Origin of the sequence: Cellulosimicrobium cellulans, from assembly GCF_007679345.1 — a bacterium.
Lineage (GTDB): Bacteria > Actinomycetota > Actinomycetes > Actinomycetales > Cellulomonadaceae > Cellulomonas > Cellulomonas cellulans_A.
Genome location: NZ_VEGH01000013.1, coordinates 33011 through 53766, shown reverse-complemented (window position 1 = coordinate 53766; position 20756 = coordinate 33011). Strand labels below are relative to the sequence as shown.

Sequence of the window (20756 nt, the reverse complement as noted above, 5' to 3'; positions counted from 1 at the left end):
ACGACGACGACCGAGGTGGGAGGGTGAGCGCGTGCACGCGAAGCAGTCGCCGGTCGTCCCCGTCCGCGGCGCCCACAAGTACCAGGCGGTCCGGTCGTACCTCGTCGGGCTGGTCGAGTCCGAGCTGCACGTCGGCGACGCCATCCCGTCCGAGCGGGCGCTGTGCGAGCGCTTCGGGGTGTCCCGGATGACCGTGCGCCAGGCCGTCGACGCCCTGGTGGGCGAGGGCGTGCTGGTGCGCGAGCAGGGCCGGGGCACGTTCGTCGCGCCGCGGCGGATGGACTTCGAGATGCGGCTGACCACGTTCGGCGAGGAGATGCGCCGCCGCGGGATGCGCCCGGAGACGCGGGTGCTCGGCATGGGCACGGTCGCCGCGTCCGCCGAGGCCGCCGACGCCCTGGGCACGCGGCCCGGGGCCGCGCTGCACCACCTGCGCCGCGTCCGGTACGCGGACGGGTCGCCGATGAGCATCGAGCAGCACTGGGTGGCGGTCGACCTGGTCCCCGGGCTGCTGGCCGACGGCCCGCCGCCGAGCATGCACGACGCGCTGCGCGCCGTCGGCCTGGACCCGTCCTGGGGCGAGGAGACGCTGACCGCCGCGGAGGCGACCGACGAGGAGGCCGCGCTGCTCGACCTGCGCGGGACGCGCGCGGTGCTGCGCGCGACCCGGCGGACGTTCAGCGCGGACACGCCCGCGATGTACTCGAACGCCTGCTACCGCGGCGACCGGTACAGCGTGTGGGTGCCGCTCAGCGCGCCGGCGCCGGCCCTGGTGCCGCGGGTGCGCGAGCGCGACGAGGAGCCGGACGAGTCGGCCCGCGGGCGGGCCGACGAGCGGGAGCCCGTGGGGGCCCTGGAGGACGGGAGGACCGGATGAGCACGCAGGGCGCCGGCCAGGCCGCGGCGATCCTCGCCGGCCTGGGCGGGGTGGGGAACATCGACGAGATCGAGCCGTGCACCACGCGGCTGCGCTCGCTCGTGAAGGAGCCGTCCCGCGTGGACGCCGCAGCCTTGCGCGCCGCCGGCGCGTTCGGGGTGATGGTGTCCGGGCGGGTGGTGCAGGTCGTGATCGGCCCGAGCGTCGACACGCTCGCGTCCGACCTGGAGGACCTCATGTGACTGCCGCGGCCGACCGGCCGCCGCGCGCCACGACGACCCGCCGACCGCACCGGCGGGAGCCACGAAGGAGAGAACCATGAGCAAGGCAGAGCAGATCCTGGCCGGACTGGGCGGGGACGCGAACATCGTCGACCTGGAGCCGTGCATCACGCGGCTGCGCGTCGAGGTCGAGGACCCGTCGAAGGTCACCGAGTCCGTCCTCAAGGCCGCGGGCGCGATCGCGGTGATGCAGTCCGGCACCGTGGTGCAGGTCATCGTCGGCCCCGAGGCGGACACGCTGGCCTCGGACATCGAGGACCTGCGCTGATGGCGCTGACCGTCCTCGCCCCGGTCGCCGGGGTCGTGCACGCGCTCGCGGACGTGGACGACCCGGTGTTCGCCCAGGAGATCGTCGGCCCGGGCCTGGCCGTGCAGCCGGACGCGGAGTCCGGCGCCGGCCGCTCGGTCGTCGCCCCGGTCGCCGGGACCGTCGCCAAGCTGCACCCGCACGCGTTCGTGCTGCTCGCCGAGGGCGGCCGCGGCGTGCTGGTGCACCTCGGCATCAACACCGTCCAGCTCGGCGGCGAGGGCTTCACGCTGCACGTCGCCGAGGGGGACGCGGTCGAGCAGGGCCAGCTCCTCGTCGAGTGGGACCCGGCGGCCGTCGAGGCCGGCGGGCGGTCGGCGATCTGCCCCGTCGTCGGGCTCGAGGCGCAGCCGGACTCGCTCACCCGGCTCGCCGAGCCCGGCACCCGGGTGACGGCGGGAGACCCGCTGCTCGCGCTGGGCTGAGGTCCCGCCGGCCGGGGCCTCCCGAGGTCCCGGCCGGTGTCCCGGGCGCGGCGCGAGCGCCGGCCCGATACTGAACGGCATGCTGCCCCGACCGAGCACCCGCGACCTGCTCCGGTCGCTGCCCGCGCTCACCGGCGACCTGCCCGAGGTCGACGCCTACGCGCTGCCGGCCGACCCGGTCGAGGCGTTCCACGAGTGGTTCGCGGCCGCCGTCGCGGCCGGGGTGCCCGAGCCGCACGCGCTGTGCCTGTCGACCGTCGCCCCCGACGGGGCGCCGCACGCGCGCGTGGTGCTGCTCGCCGACGTCGCGGACGGGGCGTGGGTGTTCGCGAGCGACGCGCGCGCGGGCAAGGCGCAGGACCTCGCGGCCGAGCCGCGGGCGGCGCTGACGTTCTACTGGCAGCCGCTGGGCAGGCAGGTGCGGGTCGTCGGGCGCGCCCGTGCGCTGGACGCCGCGACCTGCGCGGCGGACTTCCTGCGCCGCTCGCCCAGCGCCCGCGCCGCGGCGATCGCGTCCCGGCCGGGGGAGCGGCTGCTGTCCGCCGAGGAGCTGCACGCCGCCGTGCAGCAGGCCCGCGCCCGGGTCGACCGCGAGCCCGGGCTGGTGCTGCCGACCTGGCAGCTGTGGGCGGTCGAGCCCGACGAGGTCGAGCTGTGGCAGGGCGACTCGGACCGCGCGCACGTGCGCGTCCGGTACACCCGCGCCGAGGACCGGTGGGACCGGCACCTCGACTGGCCATGAGGCCCCGGCGCGCGGGCGTCAGTCGCGCGCGGCCGGCACCGCGTCCCGGGGCGGGAGGACGTCCGGGGACACGTCCGCCGCGCGCGCCGCCAGGGTGTGCAGCAGCCGCTCCAGCGGCCCGCGGCCCAGCGCGGCGCGCCACAGCCAGCACGCCAGGACCGTCATGACCAGGAACGCGACCCACGTGCCGGCGTCGGGCTCCCACACCACCGACTCCCCGAGCAGGGCGATGACGACGAGCTGCCCGGTGTAGGCGGTGAGCGCGAGCGCGCCCGTCGCGGCGACCGGGGACACCAGGGCGGGGACCGCGTCGGCCACGATCAGGCACAGGGCCAGCACCGCGAGGCCGACGCCGGTGTTCGCGACGACCTCCAGGGTGGACGACGAGTGCGGCTCGGTGGTGACGAGCGCCACCAGCGCCGGGTCGCCGGACAGCGTCCGGGTGAGCACCGCGGACGCTGCGTGCGCCACCACGGCCAGCGCCGCCCCGGCGCCCAGCAGCCGGAGCCGCACGCCGCGGTCCCGCAGGTCCATCCGCCCGACGGCGAGCCCCACCAGGACGTACGCGAACCACACGACCGCCGGGTAGTAGTCGCCGACCAGCAGGTCCGTGAACTCCCGGCCGGGCAGGTGCAGGAGCGCCTCCTGGAGCCCGACGTGGAGCACGGGGCCGAACGCCGCCAGGGCGACCGCGCCGCCGAGCAGTCGCCGCGGGGACGCGCCCAGCAGCGGCGTCGCGCACGCGAACAGCACCGCGTAGGTGGGCAGGATCACCGCGATCGGCGTGCCCAGCAGGATCACCGCCACGCCGATGCCGAGCACCGCGAACGCCCGGACGAGGATCTTCGCGCGGGCCTGGACCCGGCGGACGCCCACCACGGGGGACGACCCCCCGGAGATCAGCGCGACCGAGATCCCGGACAGCAGGACGAACAGCGCGGCGGACCGGCCGTCGACGACCTGCGCGAGCGACCACGGCCACGGGTCGTCGGGCCCGCCGGGGCCGACGTGCGCGGTGAGCATGCCGAGCACCGCCAGGCCGCGGGCGACGTCCACCCCGATGATCCGCTGCATGGCGCCACGCTAGCGGGGCGCCGGGCGCCGCCGGAGCGTGACCTGCGCCGCATCGTCTCGCCCACCGGGATGCAACGTACCGCCCACTGGAACGCGGTCCGGTGACCGGGCTACCGTCGGCGGGTGACCGACACGCACCAGGCCGACGTCTACACCCACGGCCACCACGACAGCGTGCTGCGCTCCCACCGGTGGCGCACCGCGGAGAACTCGGCGGCCTACCTGCTGCCGGCCCTGCAGCCCGGCCAGTCCCTGCTCGACGTGGGCTGCGGCCCGGGGACCGTGACCGTCGACCTCGCGTCCCGGGTCGCCCCCGGGGCCGTCGTGGGGCTCGACCGCTCGGAGCGGGTCCTCGACCTCGCCCGCGAGGAGGCGGAGCGCGCCGGCGCCGCGAACGTCACCTTCCAGGTCGGCGACGCCTACGCCCTGCCGTTCCCGGACGACTCCTTCGACGTCGTGCACGCCCACCAGGTGCTGCAGCACCTGACCGACCCGGTCGCCGCCCTGCGCGAGCTGCGCCGGGTCGCCCGGCCCGGCGGCGTCGTCGCGGTGCGGGACGCGGACTACGCCGGGATGACCTGGTTCCCCGCGTCGCCGGTGCTCGACGAGTGGTCCGCGCTCTACCACGAGGTCACCCAGGCCAACGGTGCCGAGGCCGACGCCGGCCGCCGGCTGCACTCGTGGGCGCTCGCGGCCGGGTTCGACCCGGACGGCCTCGTCCCCACGGCGGGCGTGTGGAGCTATGCCTCGGACGAGGACCGCACCTGGTGGGCCGACCTGTGGGCCGAGCGGTGCGTCGCGTCCGACTTCGCCCGCCAGGCCGTCGAGCACGGGCTGGCCGACGAGGTCGGCCTCGAGCAGCTCGCCGCCGGCTGGCGCGAGTGGGGCACCCACCCGGACGGCTGGTTCGCCGTGCTGCACGGCGAGGTGCTGGCGCGCGTCTGACCTAGGGTGGGGCCGTGCGCATCGCCAGGTTCACCACCGGAGACGACCCCCGCTACGCCCTCGTCGAGGGGGAGCCGGGTCAGGAGCAGCTCGTCGTCATCAGCGGCGACCCGATCTACACCCCGGTGCAGCCCACCGGCGAGCGGATCCCGCTCGGCGACGGCGTCCGGCTGCTCGCCCCGGTGATCCCGCGGTCCAAGATCATCGGCGTCGGCCGCAACTACGTCGACCACGCCGCCGAGATGGGCAACGAGGTGCCGGCGTCGCCGCTGCTGTTCCTCAAGCCCAACACCGCCGTGGTCGGCCCGGACGACCCGATCGTGCTGCCCGACTGGACCGAGGAGGTCTCCTACGAGGCCGAGCTCGCCGTCGTGATCGGCAAGGTCACCAAGGACGTCGCGCCCGAGCACGCCCTGAGCAAGGTGTTCGGCTACACCGTCGCCAACGACGTCACCGCGCGCGACATCCAGCGGGCCGACGCCCAGTGGACCCGCGCCAAGGGCTTCGACTCGTCCTGCCCGATCGGCCCCTGGGTCGTGCCGGGGCTCGACGTCGAGGACCTGGCCGTGCGGTCCCGGGTCAACGGCGAGGCCAAGCAGGACGGCCGGACGTCGCAGATGGTGTTCGACGTCGCGTACCTGATCTCGTACATCTCCGAGGTGTTCACGCTGCTGCCCGGCGACATCATCCTCACCGGCACCCCGGCGGGCGTCGGCCTGCTGGCGGAGCGGGACGTCGTCGAGGTCGAGGTCGAGGAGATCGGCACGCTGCGCAACCCGGTGCTGCGCCGCTCCTGACGTCGCGGGGCCCGAGCGCGGCGGGGGAGGCCCGCCGCGCTCGCTAGGGTGGAGCGCGTGAGTGCTGCTGCCCCCGCGACGCCGGTGCGCGTCCGCTTCTGCCCGTCCCCGACCGGTACGCCGCACGTCGGCCTGATCCGCACCGCCCTGTTCAACTGGGCGTACGCGCGGCACGTCGGCGGCACGTTCGTGTTCCGGATCGAGGACACCGACCCGGCGCGCGACTCCGAGGAGTCGTACCAGCAGCTGCTCGACGCGCTGCGCTGGCTCGGCCTGGACTGGGACGAGGGCGTCGAGGTCGGCGGCCCGCACGAGCCGTACCGGCAGTCGCAGCGCATGGACCTGTACGCCGACGTCGCCCGCCGGCTGGTCGAGGGCGGCTACGCCTACGAGTCGTTCACGACGCCGGAGGAGGTCGAGGCCCGGCACCGCGCCGCCGGTCGCGACCCGAAGCTCGGCTACGACGGCTACGACCGCGACCTCACCGACGAGCAGAAGGCCGCCTACCGCGCCGAGGGCCGCGAGCCCGTGCTGCGGCTGCGCATGCCCGACGAGGACGTCACGTTCACCGACCTGGTGCGCGGCGACGTCACGTTCAAGGCCGGCTCCGTCCCGGACTACGTGATCGTGCGCGGCAACGGCCACCCGCTGTACACGCTGGTCAACCCGATCGACGACGCGCTCATGGGCATCACGCACGTGCTGCGTGGCGAGGACCTGCTGTCCTCCACCCCGCGCCAGGTCGTGCTGTACCGCGCGCTGCTCGAGCTCGGCGTCGCGACCGTCATGCCGCAGTTCGGCCACCTGCCGTACGTCATGGGCGAGGGCAACAAGAAGCTCTCCAAGCGTGACCCCGAGTCGAACCTGTTCCTGCACCGGGAGCGCGGCTTCACCCCCGAGGGCCTGCTGAACTACCTGTCGCTGCTCGGCTGGTCGATCGGCCCGGACCGGGACATCTTCTCGGTGGCCGAGCTCGTCGAGGCGTTCGACGTCGCCGACGTGAACCCGAACCCGGCGCGGTTCGACCTCAAGAAGGCCGAGGCGATCAACGCCGAGCACGTCCGGCTGCTCGCGGCCGACGACTTCCGGGACCGCCTGGTGCCGTACCTGCACCGCGCCGGCCTGGTGCCCGCCGACTCGTACGCCGACCTGTCGCCGGAGCACCGCGCGCTGCTGGACGCCGGGGCGCCGCTGATCCAGACCCGCGTCACCCTGCTCGGCGAGGCCGTCGGGATGCTCGGCTTCCTGTTCACGGCCGACGACGCGCTCGTGGTCGAGGAGGACGCCCGCGGCGCGCTCAAGGACACCGCCGCCCAGGTGCTCGACGCGGCCACCGAGGCGCTGTCGGCCCTGCCCTCGGACGGGTTCACCACCGACGCCGTCCAGGAGGCCCTGCAGGCCGCGCTGGTCGACGGGCTCGGCATCAAGCCGCGGTTCGCGTTCACGCCGCTGCGCGTGGCCGTGTCCGGCCGCCGGGTGTCGCCGCCGCTGTTCGAGTCGCTGGAGATCCTGGGCCGGGAGTCGACCCTGGCCCGGATCGCCGCGCTGCGCGCGTCGCTGTGACGGCGGCGGGGCCGGCGGGGGAGCGCGCCGTCGACGGCGTGCTGTTCGACGTCGACGACACGCTGGTCGACACCCACGGGGCGTTCGCCGCGGCCCTGGCCGCCGTGTCCCGGGAGTGGCTGCCGGGGCTCGACCCGGCGCGCGACACCGAGGTGCTCGACCACTGGCGGGCCGACGCGCACGGCCGGTACCGCCGGTACACCCGGGGCGAGGTGTCGTACCGCGAGCAGCGGATGGGCCGGGCCAACGACCTGCACGCGGCGTTCGGCGGGCCGGTGCTCGACGACGACGCGTACGACCGGTGGAACGCGCTGTTCGAGGACCGGTTCACCGGCTCGTGGGCCGCGCACGCCGACGCCGCGGGCGTGGTGCGCCGGCTGCTCGACGCGGGGATCAAGGTCGGCGCGCTGACCAACGCCGCGACCGAGTACCAGGTGCGCAAGCTGACCCGCGCCGGGCTGGCCGACGACGTGCCGCTGCTGGTCGGCGTCGACACCCTCGGGTTCGGCAAGCCCGACCCGCGGGTGTTCGCCGAGGCGTGCCGCCGGCTGGGCACCGAGCCCGCGCGGACGGCGTACGTGGGGGACGAGCTGGACGTCGACGCGCGCGCCGCGGTGGCGGCCGGGCTGCGCGGCGTGTGGCTCGCGCGGCCGCACCTCGGGGCGAAGCACGCGAACGCCACGGAGGCGCTGCCGGGGGACGTGGTGATCGCGTCGCTGGACGAGCTGCCGGGGGTGCTGGGGCTCTGACCGCGCTGCTCGCGACCGGTGTGACGCGGGTCGCGAGCGGCCGGTTTGGAGCAGGCCCGTTCCTCCGGTAATGTTCTCGGTCGGCACGGCGTCCAGAACGCCGGTCCTCCAACCCGCTCCCTCAGGCGCCCCGTGCGCCGGTCGGCGCTGGCTGCGAGGCCGGAGGAATGGCCGGAAGTGCCATTGGGGTATGGTGTAATTGGCAGCACGAGTGATTCTGGTTCACTTAGTCTAGGTTCGAGTCCTGGTACCCCAGCAAGGTTTCGCAGAACGGCCCGGAAAGGCCGATTTGAAGAGGCCGAGCAGGATGCAGTAGAGTAAGACCCGGTCAAGCCGCCCCGGCGGTGCGATCGACTAGGCCCCCATCGTCTAGTGGCCTAGGACGCCGCCCTCTCACGGCGGTAACAGGGGTTCGAATCCCCTTGGGGGTACATCAGGAAAGGCCGGTCGCCAGCAGGCGGCCGGCCTCTCTGCTGTCCGGGGGGAGGCTCGGCCCGCGAGGTCGAGCGATCTGCGCGAGGTCGAGGGCTTCCCGGGGGTTCGGCGGGGCAAACCCTCGACCTCGGGCGCGGCGACCCGGGCACGGCGGGCGCGCGGCGCGGCGGGCTCGGGCACGGCGGGCCCGGGCGCGGCCGGGCGGGCGCGCGCGCGAGGCCGCCGCCCCCCGGGGGAGCGGCGGCCTCGTGGACGTGCGGGTGCCTCGCCGGCGCGCGCCGCGCTACTCCGCCGTGCGGCGCAGGACCTCCGTCAGGCGGTTCGCCGCCGAGACGACCGCGGCGGCGTGCAGCCGGCCCGGCTGGCGCGACAACCGCTCGACCGGGCCCGAGATCGAGACCGCCGCGACGACGCGCCCCGACTGCCCGCGCACCGGCGCCGAGACCGACGCGACGCCGACCTCGCGCTCGGACACGGACTGCGCCCAGCCGCGGCGGCGGACGCCGGACAGGATCGTCGCGGTGAACTTGGCGCCCTGCAGACCGCGGTGCAGCCGGTCCGGCTCCTCCCAGGCGAGCAGGATCTGCGCCGCGGACCCGGCCGCCATCGTGAGCGTCGCGCCCACGGGGATCGAGTCGCGCAGGCCGATCGGCCGCTCGGCGGCGGCGACGCAGATGCGCTGGTCGCCCTGGCGACGGTAGAGCTGGGCGCTCTCGCCGGTGTGGTCGCGCAGCGCCGCGAGGACGGGGCCGGCGGCGGCGAGCAGCCGGTCCTCGCCCGCGGCGCTCGCCAGCTCCGTCAGGCGCGGGCCCAGGACGAACCGGCCCTGCATGTCGCGCCCCACCAGGCGGTGGTGCTCGAGCGCGACGGCCAGCCGGTGGGCCGTCGGGCGGGCAAGATGGGTGGCGTTGACCAGCTGCGCGAGGGTGGCGGGTCCGGCCTCGAGGGCGTTGAGGACCGAGGCGGCCTTGTCCAGCACGCCGACTCCGCTAGAGTTGTCCATAGGTCGATATTGCCGTCTCGCACACTGAGACGCAAGTCGGCACCGAGAAGGACCTGGTCGGCCCCCACCGACCGAAGGACGAGAGGACGCCCGAACATGGCCGGCACACTGGCGGAGAAGGTGTGGGAGAACCACATCGTGCGGCGCGGCGCCGACGGCGCGCCCGACCTGCTCTACATCGACCTGCACCTCGTCCACGAGGTCACCAGCCCGCAGGCGTTCGAGGGTCTGCGGCTCGCCGGCCGGAAGGTCCGCCGTCCCGACCTCACGCTCGCGACGGAGGACCACAACACCCCGACGCTCGACATCGACCTGCCGATCGCCGACGCGACGTCACGCACGCAGATCGACACCCTGCGGAACAACGCGAAGGAGTTCGGCGTCCGGCTGCACTCCCTCGGCGACGCGGACCAGGGCATCGTGCACCAGGTCGGCCCGCAGCTGGGTCTGACGATGCCGGGCCTCACGGTCGTCTGCGGGGACTCGCACACCTCCACGCACGGCGCGTTCGGGGCGCTGGCGTTCGGCATCGGCACGTCCGAGGTCGAGCACGTGCTGGCCACGCAGACCCTGCCGCTGGCCCCGTTCAAGACCATGGCGATCACGGTCAACGGCGCCCTGCCCATCGGCGCCACGGCGAAGGACATCATCCTGGCCGTCATCGCGCGGATCGGCACCGGCGGCGGCCAGGGCTACGTCCTGGAGTACCGCGGCGAGGCCATCCGGTCCCTGTCGATGGAGGGCCGCATGACCATCTGCAACATGTCGATCGAGGCGGGCGCGCGCGCCGGCATGATCGCCCCCGACCAGACGACCTTCGACTACCTGAAGGGCCGCCCGCACGCTCCCGAGGGCGCCGACTGGGACGCCGCGGTCGCGTACTGGGAGACGCTGCGCAGCGACGACGACGCGACGTTCGACGCCGAGGTGGTCCTGGAGGCCGCGGACCTCGAGCCGTTCGTCACCTGGGGCACCAACCCCGGCCAGGGCCTGCCGCTGTCGGGCACCGTGCCGGTGCCCGAGGAGATCGCCGACGCCAACGAGCGGGTCGCCGCCGAGCGCGCGATCGAGTACATGGGCCTGACGCCCGGCCAGCCGCTGCGCGAGATCGCCGTCGACACGGTGTTCATCGGCTCCTGCACCAACGGCCGGATCGAGGACCTGCGGGCCGCCGCCAAGCTGATGCAGGGCCAGAAGAAGGCCGACACGCTGCGCGTCCTCGTCGTCCCGTCGTCCGCCCGCGTGCGGCTGCAGGCCGAGGCCGAGGGCCTGGACAAGATCTTCCTCGACTTCGGGGCGGAGTGGCGCAACGCCGGCTGCTCGATGTGCCTGGGCATGAACCCGGACCAGCTCGCGCCGGGGGAGCGCTCGGCGTCGACGTCGAACCGCAACTTCGAGGGCCGGCAGGGCAAGGGCGGCCGCACGCACCTGGTGTCCCCGCTGGTCGCCGCCGCCACGGCCATCCGCGGCACCCTGTCCTCCGTCTCCGACCTGGGCCCGGACGTCGCCGTCCCGGACGGCTCGCCGCTGGACCTCCAGCCGGCCTGAGCCGCCGCCGCCCCGACCCCCTCGACACCAGGAACGAGAGCCCTCATGGAGAAGTTCACCCAGCACACCGGCGTCGGCGTCCCGCTGCGCCGCAGCAACGTCGACACCGACCAGATCATCCCGGCCGTCTACCTCAAGCGCGTGACCCGCACGGGCTTCGAGGACGCGCTGTTCGCGGCGTGGCGGAACGACCCGTCGTTCGTCCTGAACCAGGACGCCTACCGCACCGGCTCGGTCCTCGTGGCCGGCCCGGACTTCGGCACCGGCTCGTCGCGCGAGCACGCCGTCTGGGCGCTCAAGGACTACGGCTTCAAGGTCGTCCTGGCCTCGCGGTTCGCCGACATCTTCCGCGGCAACTCCGGCAAGCAGGGCCTCGTCGCGGCCCAGCTGGCGCAGGAGGACGTCGAGCTCATCTGGAAGGTCCTCGAGACCGCACCCGGCACCGAGGTGACCGTCGACCTCGGGACGAAGACCGTCACCTGCGACGACGTCGTGGTGCCGTTCCAGATCGACGACTACACCCGCTGGCGCCTGATGGAGGGCCTGGACGACATCGGCCTCACCCTGCAGCACGAGGACGAGATCACCGCGTTCGAGGCCACCCGCGACGCGTGGCGCCCGAAGACCCTGCCGGCGAAGCACCTGCCGCCGGTCGAGATCAAGGCCGCCCGCCCGGTCGAGCTCAGCCTGGGGCGCCGCCCCGGCCTCTGACCGGTCGACCTCCGCCCGGGCCGCGCAGCATCCTGCGCGGCCCGGGCGTCCCGTATGTGGAGGTTTGGCACGCGCTGTGCGGGCCGCACGGCGCGCGTGCGTGACCCGCCCGGCGCGTGCGCCACCATGGGGGGATGACCGATCTGCTCTACGTCCACGGCGGGACGCCCCTGACGGGCGAGATCACCGTCCGGGGTGCCAAGAACTTCGTCTCGAAGGCGATGGTGGCGTCCCTGCTGGGCGAGACCCCCAGCGAGCTGCGCAACGTGCCGCAGATCCGCGACGTCGGCGTCGTCACCGGCCTGCTGGAGCTGCACGGCGTGCGGGTGTCCGCCGACGCCGAGGGGGGCGTCCTGCGCCTCGACCCGACCGACGTCGAGTCCGCGCACGTGGCCGACATCGACGCGCACGCGGGCTCCAGCCGCATCCCGATCCTGTTCTGCGGCCCGCTGCTGCACCGGCTCGGCGAGGCGTTCATCCCCGACCTGGGCGGCTGCCGGATCGGCGACCGGCCGATCAACTACCACCTGGACATCCTGCGGCAGTTCGGCGCCGTGGTGGACAAGCGCGAGAACGGGATCCACATCCGCGCGCCCCGCCGGCTGCGCGGGACCAAGATCACCCTGCCGTACCCGAGCGTCGGGGCGACCGAGCAGCTGCTGCTCACCGCCGTGCGGGCCGAGGGCGTGACCGAGCTCACCAACGCGGCGATCGAGCCCGAGATCATGGACCTGATCAACGTCCTGCAGAAGATGGGCGCGATCATCTCCGTCGACACCGACCGGGTCATCCGGATCGAGGGCGTCGACCGGCTGGTGGGCTTCCGGCACACCGCCCTGTCCGACCGCATCGAGGCGGCCTCCTGGGCGTCCGCCGCGCTGGCCACCGGCGGCGACGTGTACGTCCGCGGGGCCACCCAGCCGGAGATGACCGCGTTCCTCAACACCTTCCGCAAGGTGGGCGGCGAGTTCGCCATCGACGACGAGGGCATCCGGTTCTACCACCCGGGCGGCGACCTGAAGTCGATCGTGCTGGAGACCGACGTGCACCCCGGGTTCATGACCGACTGGCAGCAGCCGCTCGTGGTCGCGCTGACCCAGGCCAAGGGCCTGTCGATCGTGCACGAGACGGTGTACGAGAACCGGTTCGGCTTCACCGACGCGCTGCGCGGCATGGGCGCGACGATCCAGGTCTACCAGGAGTGCCTCGGCGGGCGGCCGTGCCGGTTCGGCCAGCGGAACTTCTCGCACTCGGCGGTGATCTCCGGCCCGACCCCGCTGACCGCGGCGGACATCGAGGTCCCGGACCTGCGCGGCGGGTTCAGCCACCTGATCGCGGCGCTGACCGCGCAGGGCACGTCCGCCGTGCGGGGGATCAGCCTGATCGACCGGGGCTACGAGAACTTCACCGCGAAGCTGGAGGCGCTCGGCGCGAAGTTCGACCGCGACTGAGGACCGCCGCGCACGCGGCCCACGACGCCCGCCCGGCCCCTGCGGCCGGGCGGGCGTCGTCGTCCCCAGGCCCGCGAAGTGGGGGTTTACAACGGAGGAACGGCTTCGCTAGACAGGTCCCGCGGTTATCCGTTGTAAACGGCCGGGTGGCGATCTCAGCCGCCGCCCACCTGGCACCGATGGCGAAGGAGCCACCCGTGAGCCAGATGCCCCGTACCCCCGCACGCCCGCTGCCGGGACGCCCCGGCCCGACCCGCCGCGGGTTCCTCGCCGGACTCGGCGCCCTCGGCCTCGGCACGGCCGTCGCCGCCTGCTCCGGCGCGAGCCCGTCCACGTCCGGCGCGAGCGGTGGCTCCGGGGGGTCCGGCGCGGTCGAGCTGTCGTTCTGGAACGGCTTCACCGGGGGCGACGGCCCCGTCATGCAGGACCTGGTCGACCGGTTCAACGCCGAGCACGAGGGCGTCGCCGTGAAGATGACCACGATGGAGTGGGCCGACTTCCACGCCAAGCTGCCCGCCGCCCTCACCTCGGGCCAGGGCCCGCACATCGCGATCCAGCACCTCGACTCGCTGCCGACGTCGGCCGCCCGGGGCCTGCTGCTGCCGCTGGACGACCTGGCCGACGACCTGGACCTCACCGCCGACGACTTCATCCGACCCGTGTGGGACGCGGGGATCTACGCCGGGTCGCGGTACGGCATCCCGCTGGACGTGCACCCGCTGGGCTTCTTCTTCAACACCGCGGTCATGGCCGACGCCGGGCTCGACCCGGCCGACCCGCCGATGGACCGCGCGTCCTACGAGGCGGCGCTCGACGCGCTGCTGGACAGCGGGGTCGCCGGGCACTGGATGAGCCCGCACACGTTCACCGGCGGGCAGACCCTGCAGTCGCTGATCTGGCAGTTCGGGGGCGACCTGCTCGACGCGGACGGCGCCACCGCCGCCTGGGCGCAGGACGAGGGCGTCGAGGCGCTGTCCTGGATGGTCGACGCGGTGCACCGGGGCTGGAGCGCGCGCGACGTGGGCCAGGACGCGGACATCATCGCCCTGCAGAACGGCCAGGCGGCGTTCAACTGGAACGGCATCTGGTCGGTGAACACGCTGGACGAGATCAGCGGCCTGGAGTGGGGCGTGCGCCGGCTGCCGCGGATCGGCTCGGTCGACGCGGCGTGGGCCGGGTCGCACAACTTCGTGCTGACCAAGCAGCGCGGCACGACCGACGACCAGCTCGAGGCCGCGCGGACCTTCGTCAACTGGGTCTCGCAGCAGTCCGCCGCGTGGGCCGTCGGCGGGCAGGTCCCCGCGCGCCGGTCCGCGCGCGAGTCGGCGGAGTTCACCGCGCTCGCCCCGCAGGCGGCGATCGCCGAGCAGGCCGACGACCTGCGGTTCCCGCCGTCGATCCCCGGCATCGGCGACGCGATCGGCGAGCTGTACACCGCGCTGAACGAGGCGGTGCTGCTGGTGAAGGAGCCCCGCGAGGCCCTCGCCGACGCCGCGGCTCGCGCCGACCAGGTGCTGGCCGAGAACCGCGACCGCTACGGCGCCGCGTGAGCGCCGCGGTCGCCGCGCCGCGCCGGCCGCTCCGGCGCGGCGCGTGGTGGACGCCGTACGCGTTCCTCGCGCCGTTCCTGCTGATCTTCGGCACCTTCGTGGCGTTCCCCGCGGTCCGCGGCGTGTGGATGTCGCTGCACGACTGGGACTACCTCATGCCGAGCCGGCCGTTCGTGGGCCTGGACAACTACGCCGCCCTGTTCGACTCGACCAGCGTGGTGTTCCAGCGGTTCTGGGACGGCATGGCGGCGACCGGGACGTTCGTGGTCGCGTCGGTGCCGCTCCTGCTGACCGTGCCGCTGCTGCTCGCCATGGCCCTGAACCGGCGGTTCCCGGGGCGGACCCTGCTGCGGGCGGTGGTGTTCCTGCCGTACGTGCTCGGCGTGGCGGTGGTGGGCGTGCTGTTCCGGTTCGTGCTCGACCCGAACCTCGGCGTGCTCAACCACCTGCTGCAGCTCACCCGGCTCGACCGGGTGCTGCACGCGCTCGGCGCCGGCGACCCGGTCCCGTGGCTGACGGCGCAGCCGTGGGCCTGGGTGTCGCTGGTCGGGGTGACGATCTGGTGGACCCTCGGGTTCAACATGATCATCTACCTGGCGGGGCTGCAGGACGTGCCCGCCGAGCTGTACGACGCCGCCGAGGTGGACGGCGCGTCCGCCCGGCAGCGGTTCCGGCACGTGACCCTGCCCGGCCTGCGGCCGGTGCTGGCCTTCGTGCTCACCATGACCGTGCTCGCGTCGGCCAACATGTTCGGGCAGGCGGACCTCATGACCAGCGGCGGCCCCGGGACGTCAACCCGGACGGCGCTCATGGTGATCCTGGACACCGGTCTCGGGCAGTACAAGATGGGCTCCGCCGCCGCGATGGGCTACCTGCTGTCGATCGGGCTGGGCGTCGTGTCGATCGTCAGCTTCGTGGCCCTGCGGGAGCGGGACGGCCGCCGCCGGCCCCGCCGGGTGCGGAGGGCGTCGTGAGGGCCCGCCGCGGCCTCGGCGCCGCCGCGACCTGGGCGCTGGTGCTCGTCCTGGTGGTGACCTTCGTCGGGCCGCTGCTGTGGATGGGCCTGACCTCGGTGAAGTCGTACGGGGAGGCGACCGCCTCCCCGCCCACGCTGTGGCCGCAGGAGATCGACCTGTCCGCGTACGACCGGCTGCTCAGCCTCGACGGGCCGTACCCGGTGCTGCGCTGGTTCCTCAACTCCCTGCTGGCCGGCACCCTGCACACCCTCCTCGTGCTCGTGGTCGCCTCCACGGCGGCGTTCGCCCTGGCGCGGATGCAGTTCCGCGGGCGCGGGGTCATCTTCGGCGTGATCGTCTCGACGCTGTTCCTGCCGGCGTTCGTGTTCCTCATGCCGAACTACCTGACGATCGACCAGCTCGGCTGGATCGACTCGATCTGGGCCCTGGTGGTCCCCGGCGCCGCGGGGGCGTTCGGGGTGTTCTTCCTCCGGCAGTTCTTCGTCGGGCTGCCCGTGGAGCTGGAGGAGGCGGCCGCGCTCGACGGGGCGAACCAGTGGCGGGTGTTCACCCGGGTCGTGCTGCCGAACACCCGGCCCGCGCTCGCGACGCTCGCCGTGCTCGCGTTCCTTGGCAACTGGAACGACTACATCTGGCCGGTGTACGTGCTGTTCAGCCCCGAGCGGCTCACCCTGCCCGCCGGGCTGAAGCTGCTGCAGGGCGCCTACGTGACCGACTTCCCGTCGATCATGGCCGGGGCGGTGGTGGCGTCGGTGCCGGTCATCGTGCTGTTCGTGCTGACGCAGCGGTTCATCATCGAGGGCGTCGCCCGCAGCGGGCTGAAGGGGTGAGCGGCGTGCGACGCGGACCCGTGCGGGGTGTGGCCGGGGTGGTGGCGGTGCTGGCCGTCGTGGCGGTCCTCGCCGGCTGCGGCCCCGGCGAGGGTCCGCCCGGCCCCGGCACCGACCCCGCGACGACCCAGGACCCCGAGGAGCGCGACGTGGCCTTCACCAACCCCGTGCACGACGGCAACCTGCCCGACCCGTTCGTGCTGCGCGCCGAGGGCGCCTGGTACGCCTACGGCACCCAGGGCCGGCTCGGCACGCTGCCGGTGCTGCGCTCCGACGACCTCGTGCACTGGGAGGTGGTCGGCGACGGGATGCCGGTGCTCGCGCCCTGGACCGGCGCCGGCCGGCACTGGGCGCCCGAGGTGGTCGAGCTGCAGGGCCGGTACGTGGCGTACTACACGGCGATGGAGCGGGCGACGCAGCAGCAGTGCCTCGGCGTCGCCGTCGCGGACCACCCGGCGGGCCCGTTCGTCGACGAGGCCGAGGTCCCGTTCGTCTGCGAGCACGACGAGGGCGGCTCGATCGACGCGTCGCCGTTCGTGGACGCCGACGGCACGCCGTACCTGCTGTGGAAGAACGACGGGAACCACGTGGGCGTGCGGTCGTGGATCCGGGTGCAGCAGCTCGCCCCGGACGGGCTCGCGCTGGTCGGCGACGGACCGGTCGACCTCATCACGCACGACCAGCCGTGGGAGGGTCACCTGGTGGAGGGGCCGACGGTCGTCCTGCGCGACGGCCGGTACCACCTGCTGTACTCGGCGAACGACTACGGCTCGGCCGACTACGGCGTCGGCTGGGCGGTCGCGGACGCGCTCACCGGCCCCTGGGCCAAGCCGCTGGACGAGCCGCTGATGCGGTCCTCGCCCGAGGCCGCCGGACCGGGCCACGGCTGCGTGGTCACGGCCGACGACGGGGCGACCTGGTACGTGCACCACGCCTGGCCCCCGGACGCGGTCGGCGCCGCGTACCCGGGCCGCCAGGTGTGGCTCACCCCGCTGGACTGGGACGCCGACGGCGTGCCGGCGCTGGCGGGGCCCGCGGCGACGGTGGACCGGCAGCCGTGACGGTGACGCTCCGGGACGTCGCCGCGGTGGCGGGGGTGTCGTTCAAGACGGTGTCCAACGTCGTCAACGAGCACCCGAACGTCACCGCGGCGACCCGGTCGCGGGTGCTCGCGGCGATCGAGCAGCTCGGCTACCGGCCGAACGCCACCGCGCGCAGCCTGCGCCACGGCCGGTCGGGCATCCTCGCACTGGCCGTCCCCGAGCTCACCTCGCCGTACTTCGCCGCGCTCGCCTCCGCGGCGGGCCGGGCCGCGAAGGAGCACGGCCGGGTGCTGGTCATCGAGGAGACCCGGGGCGACGTCGAGGGGGAGCGGGTCGCGCTGGTCGACCTGACCTCCCGCCTGGTGGACGGCGTCATCCTGTCGCCGCTGGTCACGCCGCACGAGACGGTGGTCCGGCGGATCGGCCGGACGCCGCTGGTCATGCTCGGCGAGCACCGGTACGACGTGGGGACCGACCACGTCGCGATGGACAGCGTGCGCGCCGCCCGGGAGCTCACCGAGCACCTGCTCGCCACCGGGCGGCGGCGGATCGCCGTGCTCGGGCGCCAGGCGGAGGGCAGCACCGGCGGCGAGCGGTGGCGCGGGCACCGCGAGGCGCTCGCGGCAGCGGGGCTCGAGCCCGACGAGGCCCTCGTCCCCCGGGTCGGCGCCTACCGGCGGGCCGACGGCGTGCGGGCGGTCCGGGAGCTGCTCGCCGCCGGCGTGCGGTTCGACGCGGTGCTCTGCTTCAACGACCTGCTGGCCCTCGGCGCGTGGCACGCGCTGCGCACCGCGGGCCTCGGCGTCCCGGGCGACGTCGCGGTCGCGGGGTTCGACGACATCGAGGAGTCCCGGTACGCGGGGCTGACGACCGTCGCCCCCGACCTCGGCGTGCTCGCCCGCGAGGCGGTGCGGCTGCTGGTGCGGCGGGTGGAGGACCCGGCCGTCGACCCGGTGCAGGTCGAGGTGCCGTTCCGCGTCGCCGTCCGGCCCAGCTCGGTCGGCGGCCCGCCCGCGCCGTGACCGCTCCGGTTGCGGCGGCGCGCCGCGACCCTAGCGTGGGCCGTGGGTCCGCAGCGGACCCCGCGTGCGCTGTCGCGGGCCGGCCGGCCCGGCGCGGCCGACGCGGAGGGCACCGACGCCCCCGTCGCCGCAGGCGACGCCGGCCGAGCCCCGCAGCACCGCGGGGGGCGGTCGTCGCCGCAGGGGCGTGCCGACCGCCCCCGGCGGTGCAGGACGCCGCGGCACGCGCGGCCCCGGGCCGTGCGCGCGTCGGGCGGAGCCCCGCGCCGGACGGGGATCAGCCCCGCGGGCGCTCGCGGAACTCGTGCGGGCTGTGCGGCGCCACGCCCGACACCGAGGCGACGATCGAGGCGGCGAGGTCGCGCATCTTCTGGTTCCGGGACTGGGACGCGCGGCGCAGGATCGCGAACGCCTCCTCCGGCCCGCAGCGGTTCTGCGCCATGACGACACCGAGGGCCTGGTCGATGACGGTGCGGGACGCCATGGCCAGCCGGAGGTCCTCGTTGGCCCGGCTCTGCTCCTGCAGGACCGACGCGACGACCACGGCCCGCGCGGCGTCCTCGGCGAACCGCCCCACGTCCGCCAGCACGTCCTCCGACCAGCCGCCGGTCGCCGTGTCGTACAGGTTGATCGCGAGCTCGATGCGCTCGCCGTCGGAGCGGGCGGCGGGCAGTGCGGCCGCCGACCGGAAGCCGGCGGCGACCGTCGCCTCGTGCCAGGCGCGCCACCGGGCCCAGCGGTCGTCCTCGGCCGACACGTCCGGCAGGACGATGCGGACCTGCGTCCGCGACGCGTCGACGCACGGGCCAGCCCCGGCCTGCTGCTCCGCACGGTCGCAGGCGGCGGAGCGCTCGTCGGTGGCGGCCGCGACGGCCGACGTGTCGCCGATGCGCACGGTGATCGCCGCCGAGCACCCCACGCCCGCGCGGGCGGCGGCGCGCGCGGCGACCGCCTCGAGCAGGTGCTCGACCGGCACGGCGGAGACGAGCAGGTCGTGCAGGTCGCCCAGCGCACCCGCCCGCCAGTCCGGCGGGACGGCGGCGGGCTCGCCGGCCGGCGGCAGGTCCAGCCCGGGCACCGGGTCGGCGGCCATCAGCGGTCGCCCGCCGGAGCGCGACCCTCCGGCTCCTCGTCGCCCTCGGCCGCGTCGTCGCCGGAGCCCGTGTATCCGGCCTCCGGGCCGTCGCCGTCGGAGCCGGGCGTGCTCTGCTCGGCGACGTCGTCGGGGTCGCCGCCGGGCAGCACCCCGTCGGGACGGGCGGACGGGTCCTGGGTCATGCGGTCCTCCTCGGTCGGGTGGCTCACATGCTCGCGCCGGTGACATCCTCCCGCATCTCGGCGCGCCCGGACAGGGGAGCGACCACCCGCAGCTGCACGCCCGCGTGCTCGGCGCGCCGCCGCAGCCGCGCGACGTGCAGCGCCGCGACCGGCCCCACCCGCTGCAGCCCGGAGGCGTCCAGCACGAGCGTCCCGCGCGGCGGCACCGCCCGCAGCGCGTCGGTGAGCCCGGCCACGAGCGTCGGTGCCGTGCCCGCGTCGACCTCACCGGCCAGCTGCACCACGACCGCGCGGCCCTCGACGGCGTGCCGGACGACCAGCGTGGCCGGCAGCGTCCGCCCGCCGGCGCCGGGCTGCCCGGCCCCGCCGCCCAGGCCGCCGGCGCCGGCGCCGCCCGCCACGTCGGGGAGGCCGGCGAGCGCGGCGTCGAGCACGTCGCGCGGGTCGCGGTCCGCCTCCCGGCCCGGGAGCGACGCGAGCAGGCGCTCCGCCACCGAGCGGACCTTCACGTTCAGGTGCTCCGAGTGCCACCGCAGGAAGTCGAACGCCGCGGCACCGTCCAGGCCGTAGGCGAGCATCGCCGCCCCCTTGGCCTGGTCGATGACCTCGCGCGAGGCGATGGCCGCGGCCAGCATGTCGTCCGCGCGACGCGCCGCGGTCGCGCCGATCTCCGCGCCCAGGTCGACCAGCAGGCCCAGACGCTCCGGCGACCGCCCGTCCTGGGCCGCGGGAGAGCCGGCCGGCTGCCCGTCGTGGTGGTCGGTGCCGCCGTCCGCGGGGCGGTGCGCGTGCCGCGGGTCGACCCCGGGGGCGAGGACCGCCAGCACGGAACGCTCCACGCCGCTCGCGTCGAGCAGGCGGTAGCGGACGGTGCTGCCGTCGCCGCCCGCGACCGGTGCGGAGCGGAGGACCGCCTCCAGCGCGGGCCGGTCCTCCCGGTGGCAGTGCGCGAGCATCAGCGCCGTGGAGGGCACCACGTCGCCGGGCTCGAAGCCGTGCAGGCGGTAGACGGGCTCGGACCAGGCGAGCGCGTCGCCGTCGCCGAGCACGCGGAACGTCCCGGGGGCGGTCGGGCTCGGCTGTGCCGGGCCGGACGCGGGACGAGAGGTCAGGGACATTGGTGCTCCGAAGCCGAGGCCCCGACGTCG

22 protein-coding genes and 2 tRNA genes are annotated in these 20756 nt (G+C 75.0%); 19 read left to right on the top strand and 5 right to left on the bottom strand.

Going from position 1 to position 20756, the window contains the following annotated elements:
* Window positions 1–31: 31 nt before the first annotated feature.
* From FS882_RS16215 to FS882_RS16195, 5 genes are all read left to right on the top strand, one after another.
* A complete protein-coding gene (locus tag FS882_RS16215) occupies window positions 32–877 on the top strand; it encodes a GntR family transcriptional regulator (protein ID WP_262348362.1) in 846 nt (281 codons plus the stop codon).
* Window positions 874–1119: a glucose PTS transporter subunit EIIB gene (locus tag FS882_RS16210; RefSeq protein WP_154728352.1), complete on the top strand. Its 246-nt coding sequence runs from the start codon at window positions 874–876 to the stop codon at window positions 1117–1119. The genes FS882_RS16215 and FS882_RS16210 overlap by 4 nt, the downstream gene beginning before the upstream one ends.
* A 76-nt stretch (window positions 1120–1195) precedes the next feature.
* Window positions 1196–1426 (top strand): PTS transporter subunit EIIB, encoded by a 231-nt coding sequence (locus FS882_RS16205; protein WP_147796028.1) that lies wholly within the window; start codon window positions 1196–1198, stop codon window positions 1424–1426.
* Window positions 1426–1890 (top strand): PTS glucose transporter subunit IIA, encoded by a 465-nt coding sequence (locus FS882_RS16200; RefSeq protein WP_158374523.1) that lies wholly within the window; start codon window positions 1426–1428, stop codon window positions 1888–1890. The genes FS882_RS16205 and FS882_RS16200 overlap by 1 nt, the downstream gene beginning before the upstream one ends.
* Window positions 1891–1969: 79 nt before the next feature.
* A complete protein-coding gene (locus tag FS882_RS16195) occupies window positions 1970–2632 on the top strand; it encodes a pyridoxal 5'-phosphate synthase (protein ID WP_158374521.1) in 663 nt (220 codons plus the stop codon).
* A gap of 18 nt (window positions 2633–2650) precedes the next feature.
* Here the strand turns inward: FS882_RS16195 and FS882_RS16190 are convergent, their stop codons facing one another.
* On the bottom strand, window positions 2651–3706 hold the full coding sequence (locus FS882_RS16190; RefSeq protein WP_158374519.1) for a heparan-alpha-glucosaminide N-acetyltransferase domain-containing protein: 1056 nt from the start codon (window positions 3704–3706) through the stop codon (window positions 2651–2653).
* Window positions 3707–3829: 123 nt separating this feature from the next.
* Between FS882_RS16190 and FS882_RS16185 the strand changes: the two genes are divergently transcribed.
* From FS882_RS16185 to FS882_RS16160, 6 genes are all read left to right on the top strand, one after another.
* Complete coding sequence (locus FS882_RS16185; RefSeq protein WP_158374517.1) at window positions 3830–4651, top strand: methyltransferase domain-containing protein; 822 nt, start codon at window positions 3830–3832, stop codon at window positions 4649–4651.
* Window positions 4652–4665: 14 nt separating this feature from the next.
* Window positions 4666–5448: a fumarylacetoacetate hydrolase family protein gene (locus FS882_RS16180; protein ID WP_154728347.1), complete on the top strand. Its 783-nt coding sequence runs from the start codon at window positions 4666–4668 to the stop codon at window positions 5446–5448.
* A gap of 57 nt (window positions 5449–5505) precedes the next feature.
* A complete protein-coding gene (gltX, locus tag FS882_RS16175; protein WP_158374515.1) occupies window positions 5506–7011 on the top strand; it encodes a glutamate--tRNA ligase in 1506 nt (501 codons plus the stop codon).
* Window positions 7008–7760 carry an HAD family hydrolase gene (locus FS882_RS16170; protein ID WP_158374513.1) on the top strand — a complete coding sequence of 251 codons (753 nt, stop codon included), beginning with the start codon at window positions 7008–7010 and terminating at the stop codon, window positions 7758–7760. The genes gltX and FS882_RS16170 overlap by 4 nt, the downstream gene beginning before the upstream one ends.
* 184 nt (window positions 7761–7944) lie before the next feature.
* A tRNA-Gln gene (locus tag FS882_RS16165) sits at window positions 7945–8016 on the top strand.
* Between the two features lie 102 nt (window positions 8017–8118).
* Window positions 8119–8191: transfer RNA gene (locus tag FS882_RS16160), tRNA-Glu, on the top strand.
* A gap of 287 nt (window positions 8192–8478) precedes the next feature.
* Here the strand turns inward: FS882_RS16160 and FS882_RS16155 are convergent.
* Window positions 8479–9198: an IclR family transcriptional regulator gene (locus tag FS882_RS16155; RefSeq protein ID WP_154728344.1), complete on the bottom strand. Its 720-nt coding sequence runs from the start codon at window positions 9196–9198 to the stop codon at window positions 8479–8481.
* A gap of 96 nt (window positions 9199–9294) precedes the next feature.
* Here FS882_RS16155 and leuC point away from each other — a divergent pair, with 96 nt between their 5' ends.
* The 8 genes from leuC (at window position 9295) to FS882_RS16115 (ending at window position 18330) form a co-directional block, all read left to right on the top strand.
* Window positions 9295–10746 carry a 3-isopropylmalate dehydratase large subunit gene (leuC, locus tag FS882_RS16150; protein ID WP_158374511.1) on the top strand — a complete coding sequence of 484 codons (1452 nt, stop codon included), beginning with the start codon at window positions 9295–9297 and terminating at the stop codon, window positions 10744–10746.
* Window positions 10747–10791: 45 nt separating this feature from the next.
* Complete coding sequence (gene leuD / locus FS882_RS16145; RefSeq protein ID WP_158374509.1) at window positions 10792–11457, top strand: 3-isopropylmalate dehydratase small subunit; 666 nt, start codon at window positions 10792–10794, stop codon at window positions 11455–11457.
* Window positions 11458–11591: 134 nt separating this feature from the next.
* The gene (murA, locus tag FS882_RS16140) at window positions 11592–12908 is read left to right on the top strand and encodes a UDP-N-acetylglucosamine 1-carboxyvinyltransferase (protein WP_158374507.1); all 1317 of its coding nucleotides are present in this window, start codon (window positions 11592–11594) and stop codon (window positions 12906–12908) included.
* A 206-nt stretch (window positions 12909–13114) separates the two neighbouring features.
* The gene (locus tag FS882_RS16135) at window positions 13115–14458 is read left to right on the top strand and encodes an ABC transporter substrate-binding protein (protein ID WP_158374676.1); all 1344 of its coding nucleotides are present in this window, start codon (window positions 13115–13117) and stop codon (window positions 14456–14458) included.
* Window positions 14455–15432 (top strand): carbohydrate ABC transporter permease, encoded by a 978-nt coding sequence (locus tag FS882_RS16130; protein WP_239193306.1) that lies wholly within the window; start codon window positions 14455–14457, stop codon window positions 15430–15432. Before FS882_RS16135 ends, FS882_RS16130 begins: the two co-directional genes overlap by 4 nt.
* The gene (locus FS882_RS16125) at window positions 15429–16265 is read left to right on the top strand and encodes a carbohydrate ABC transporter permease (protein ID WP_262348361.1); all 837 of its coding nucleotides are present in this window, start codon (window positions 15429–15431) and stop codon (window positions 16263–16265) included. Before FS882_RS16130 ends, FS882_RS16125 begins: the two co-directional genes overlap by 4 nt.
* 5 nt (window positions 16266–16270) lie before the next feature.
* Window positions 16271–17326, top strand: a complete 1056-nt coding sequence (locus FS882_RS16120; RefSeq protein ID WP_262348360.1) for a glycoside hydrolase family 43 protein — start codon at window positions 16271–16273, stop codon at window positions 17324–17326.
* On the top strand, window positions 17323–18330 hold the full coding sequence (locus tag FS882_RS16115; protein ID WP_158374505.1) for a LacI family DNA-binding transcriptional regulator: 1008 nt from the start codon (window positions 17323–17325) through the stop codon (window positions 18328–18330). The genes FS882_RS16120 and FS882_RS16115 overlap by 4 nt, the downstream gene beginning before the upstream one ends.
* 277 nt (window positions 18331–18607) lie before the next feature.
* Here FS882_RS16115 and FS882_RS16110 read toward each other — a convergent pair whose 3' ends face one another.
* The 3 genes from FS882_RS16110 to FS882_RS16105 are packed head-to-tail and all read right to left on the bottom strand — an operon-like array spanning window position 18608 to window position 20726.
* A complete protein-coding gene (locus FS882_RS16110) occupies window positions 18608–19423 on the bottom strand; it encodes a GAF and ANTAR domain-containing protein (RefSeq protein WP_187365338.1) in 816 nt (271 codons plus the stop codon).
* Window positions 19423–19608, bottom strand: a complete 186-nt coding sequence (locus FS882_RS21105) for a hypothetical protein (RefSeq protein ID WP_187365337.1) — start codon at window positions 19606–19608, stop codon at window positions 19423–19425. Before FS882_RS21105 ends, FS882_RS16110 begins: the two co-directional genes overlap by 1 nt.
* Window positions 19609–19631: 23 nt before the next feature.
* Entirely contained in the window at window positions 19632–20726 is a 1095-nt protein-coding gene (locus tag FS882_RS16105; RefSeq protein ID WP_158374501.1) for an ANTAR domain-containing protein, read from the bottom strand.
* Window positions 20727–20756 lie beyond the last annotated feature (30 nt).

Excerpts from the sequence above, each read along its gene's own strand:
- FS882_RS16210 (WP_154728352.1), top strand. The coding sequence starts at position 874 with ATGAGCACGCAGGGCGCCGGCCAGGCCGCGGCGATCCTCGCCGGCCTG.
- FS882_RS16205 (WP_147796028.1), top strand. The coding sequence starts at position 1,196 with ATGAGCAAGGCAGAGCAGATCCTGGCCGGACTGGGCGGGGACGCGAAC.
- FS882_RS16200 (WP_158374523.1), top strand. The coding sequence starts at position 1,426 with ATGGCGCTGACCGTCCTCGCCCCGGTCGCCGGGGTCGTGCACGCGCTC.
- FS882_RS16195 (WP_158374521.1), top strand. The coding sequence starts at position 1,970 with ATGCTGCCCCGACCGAGCACCCGCGACCTGCTCCGGTCGCTGCCCGCG.
- FS882_RS16190 (WP_158374519.1), bottom strand. The coding sequence starts at position 3,706 with ATGCAGCGGATCATCGGGGTGGACGTCGCCCGCGGCCTGGCGGTGCTC.
- FS882_RS16155 (WP_154728344.1), bottom strand. The coding sequence starts at position 9,198 with ATGGACAACTCTAGCGGAGTCGGCGTGCTGGACAAGGCCGCCTCGGTC.
- leuC (WP_158374511.1), top strand. The coding sequence starts at position 9,295 with ATGGCCGGCACACTGGCGGAGAAGGTGTGGGAGAACCACATCGTGCGG.
- leuD (WP_158374509.1), top strand. The coding sequence starts at position 10,792 with ATGGAGAAGTTCACCCAGCACACCGGCGTCGGCGTCCCGCTGCGCCGC.
- murA (WP_158374507.1), top strand. The coding sequence starts at position 11,592 with ATGACCGATCTGCTCTACGTCCACGGCGGGACGCCCCTGACGGGCGAG.
- FS882_RS16135 (WP_158374676.1), top strand. The coding sequence starts at position 13,115 with ATGCCCCGTACCCCCGCACGCCCGCTGCCGGGACGCCCCGGCCCGACC.
- FS882_RS16110 (WP_187365338.1), bottom strand. The coding sequence starts at position 19,423 with ATGGCCGCCGACCCGGTGCCCGGGCTGGACCTGCCGCCGGCCGGCGAG.
- FS882_RS21105 (WP_187365337.1), bottom strand. The coding sequence starts at position 19,608 with ATGACCCAGGACCCGTCCGCCCGTCCCGACGGGGTGCTGCCCGGCGGC.
- FS882_RS16105 (WP_158374501.1), bottom strand. The coding sequence starts at position 20,726 with ATGTCCCTGACCTCTCGTCCCGCGTCCGGCCCGGCACAGCCGAGCCCG.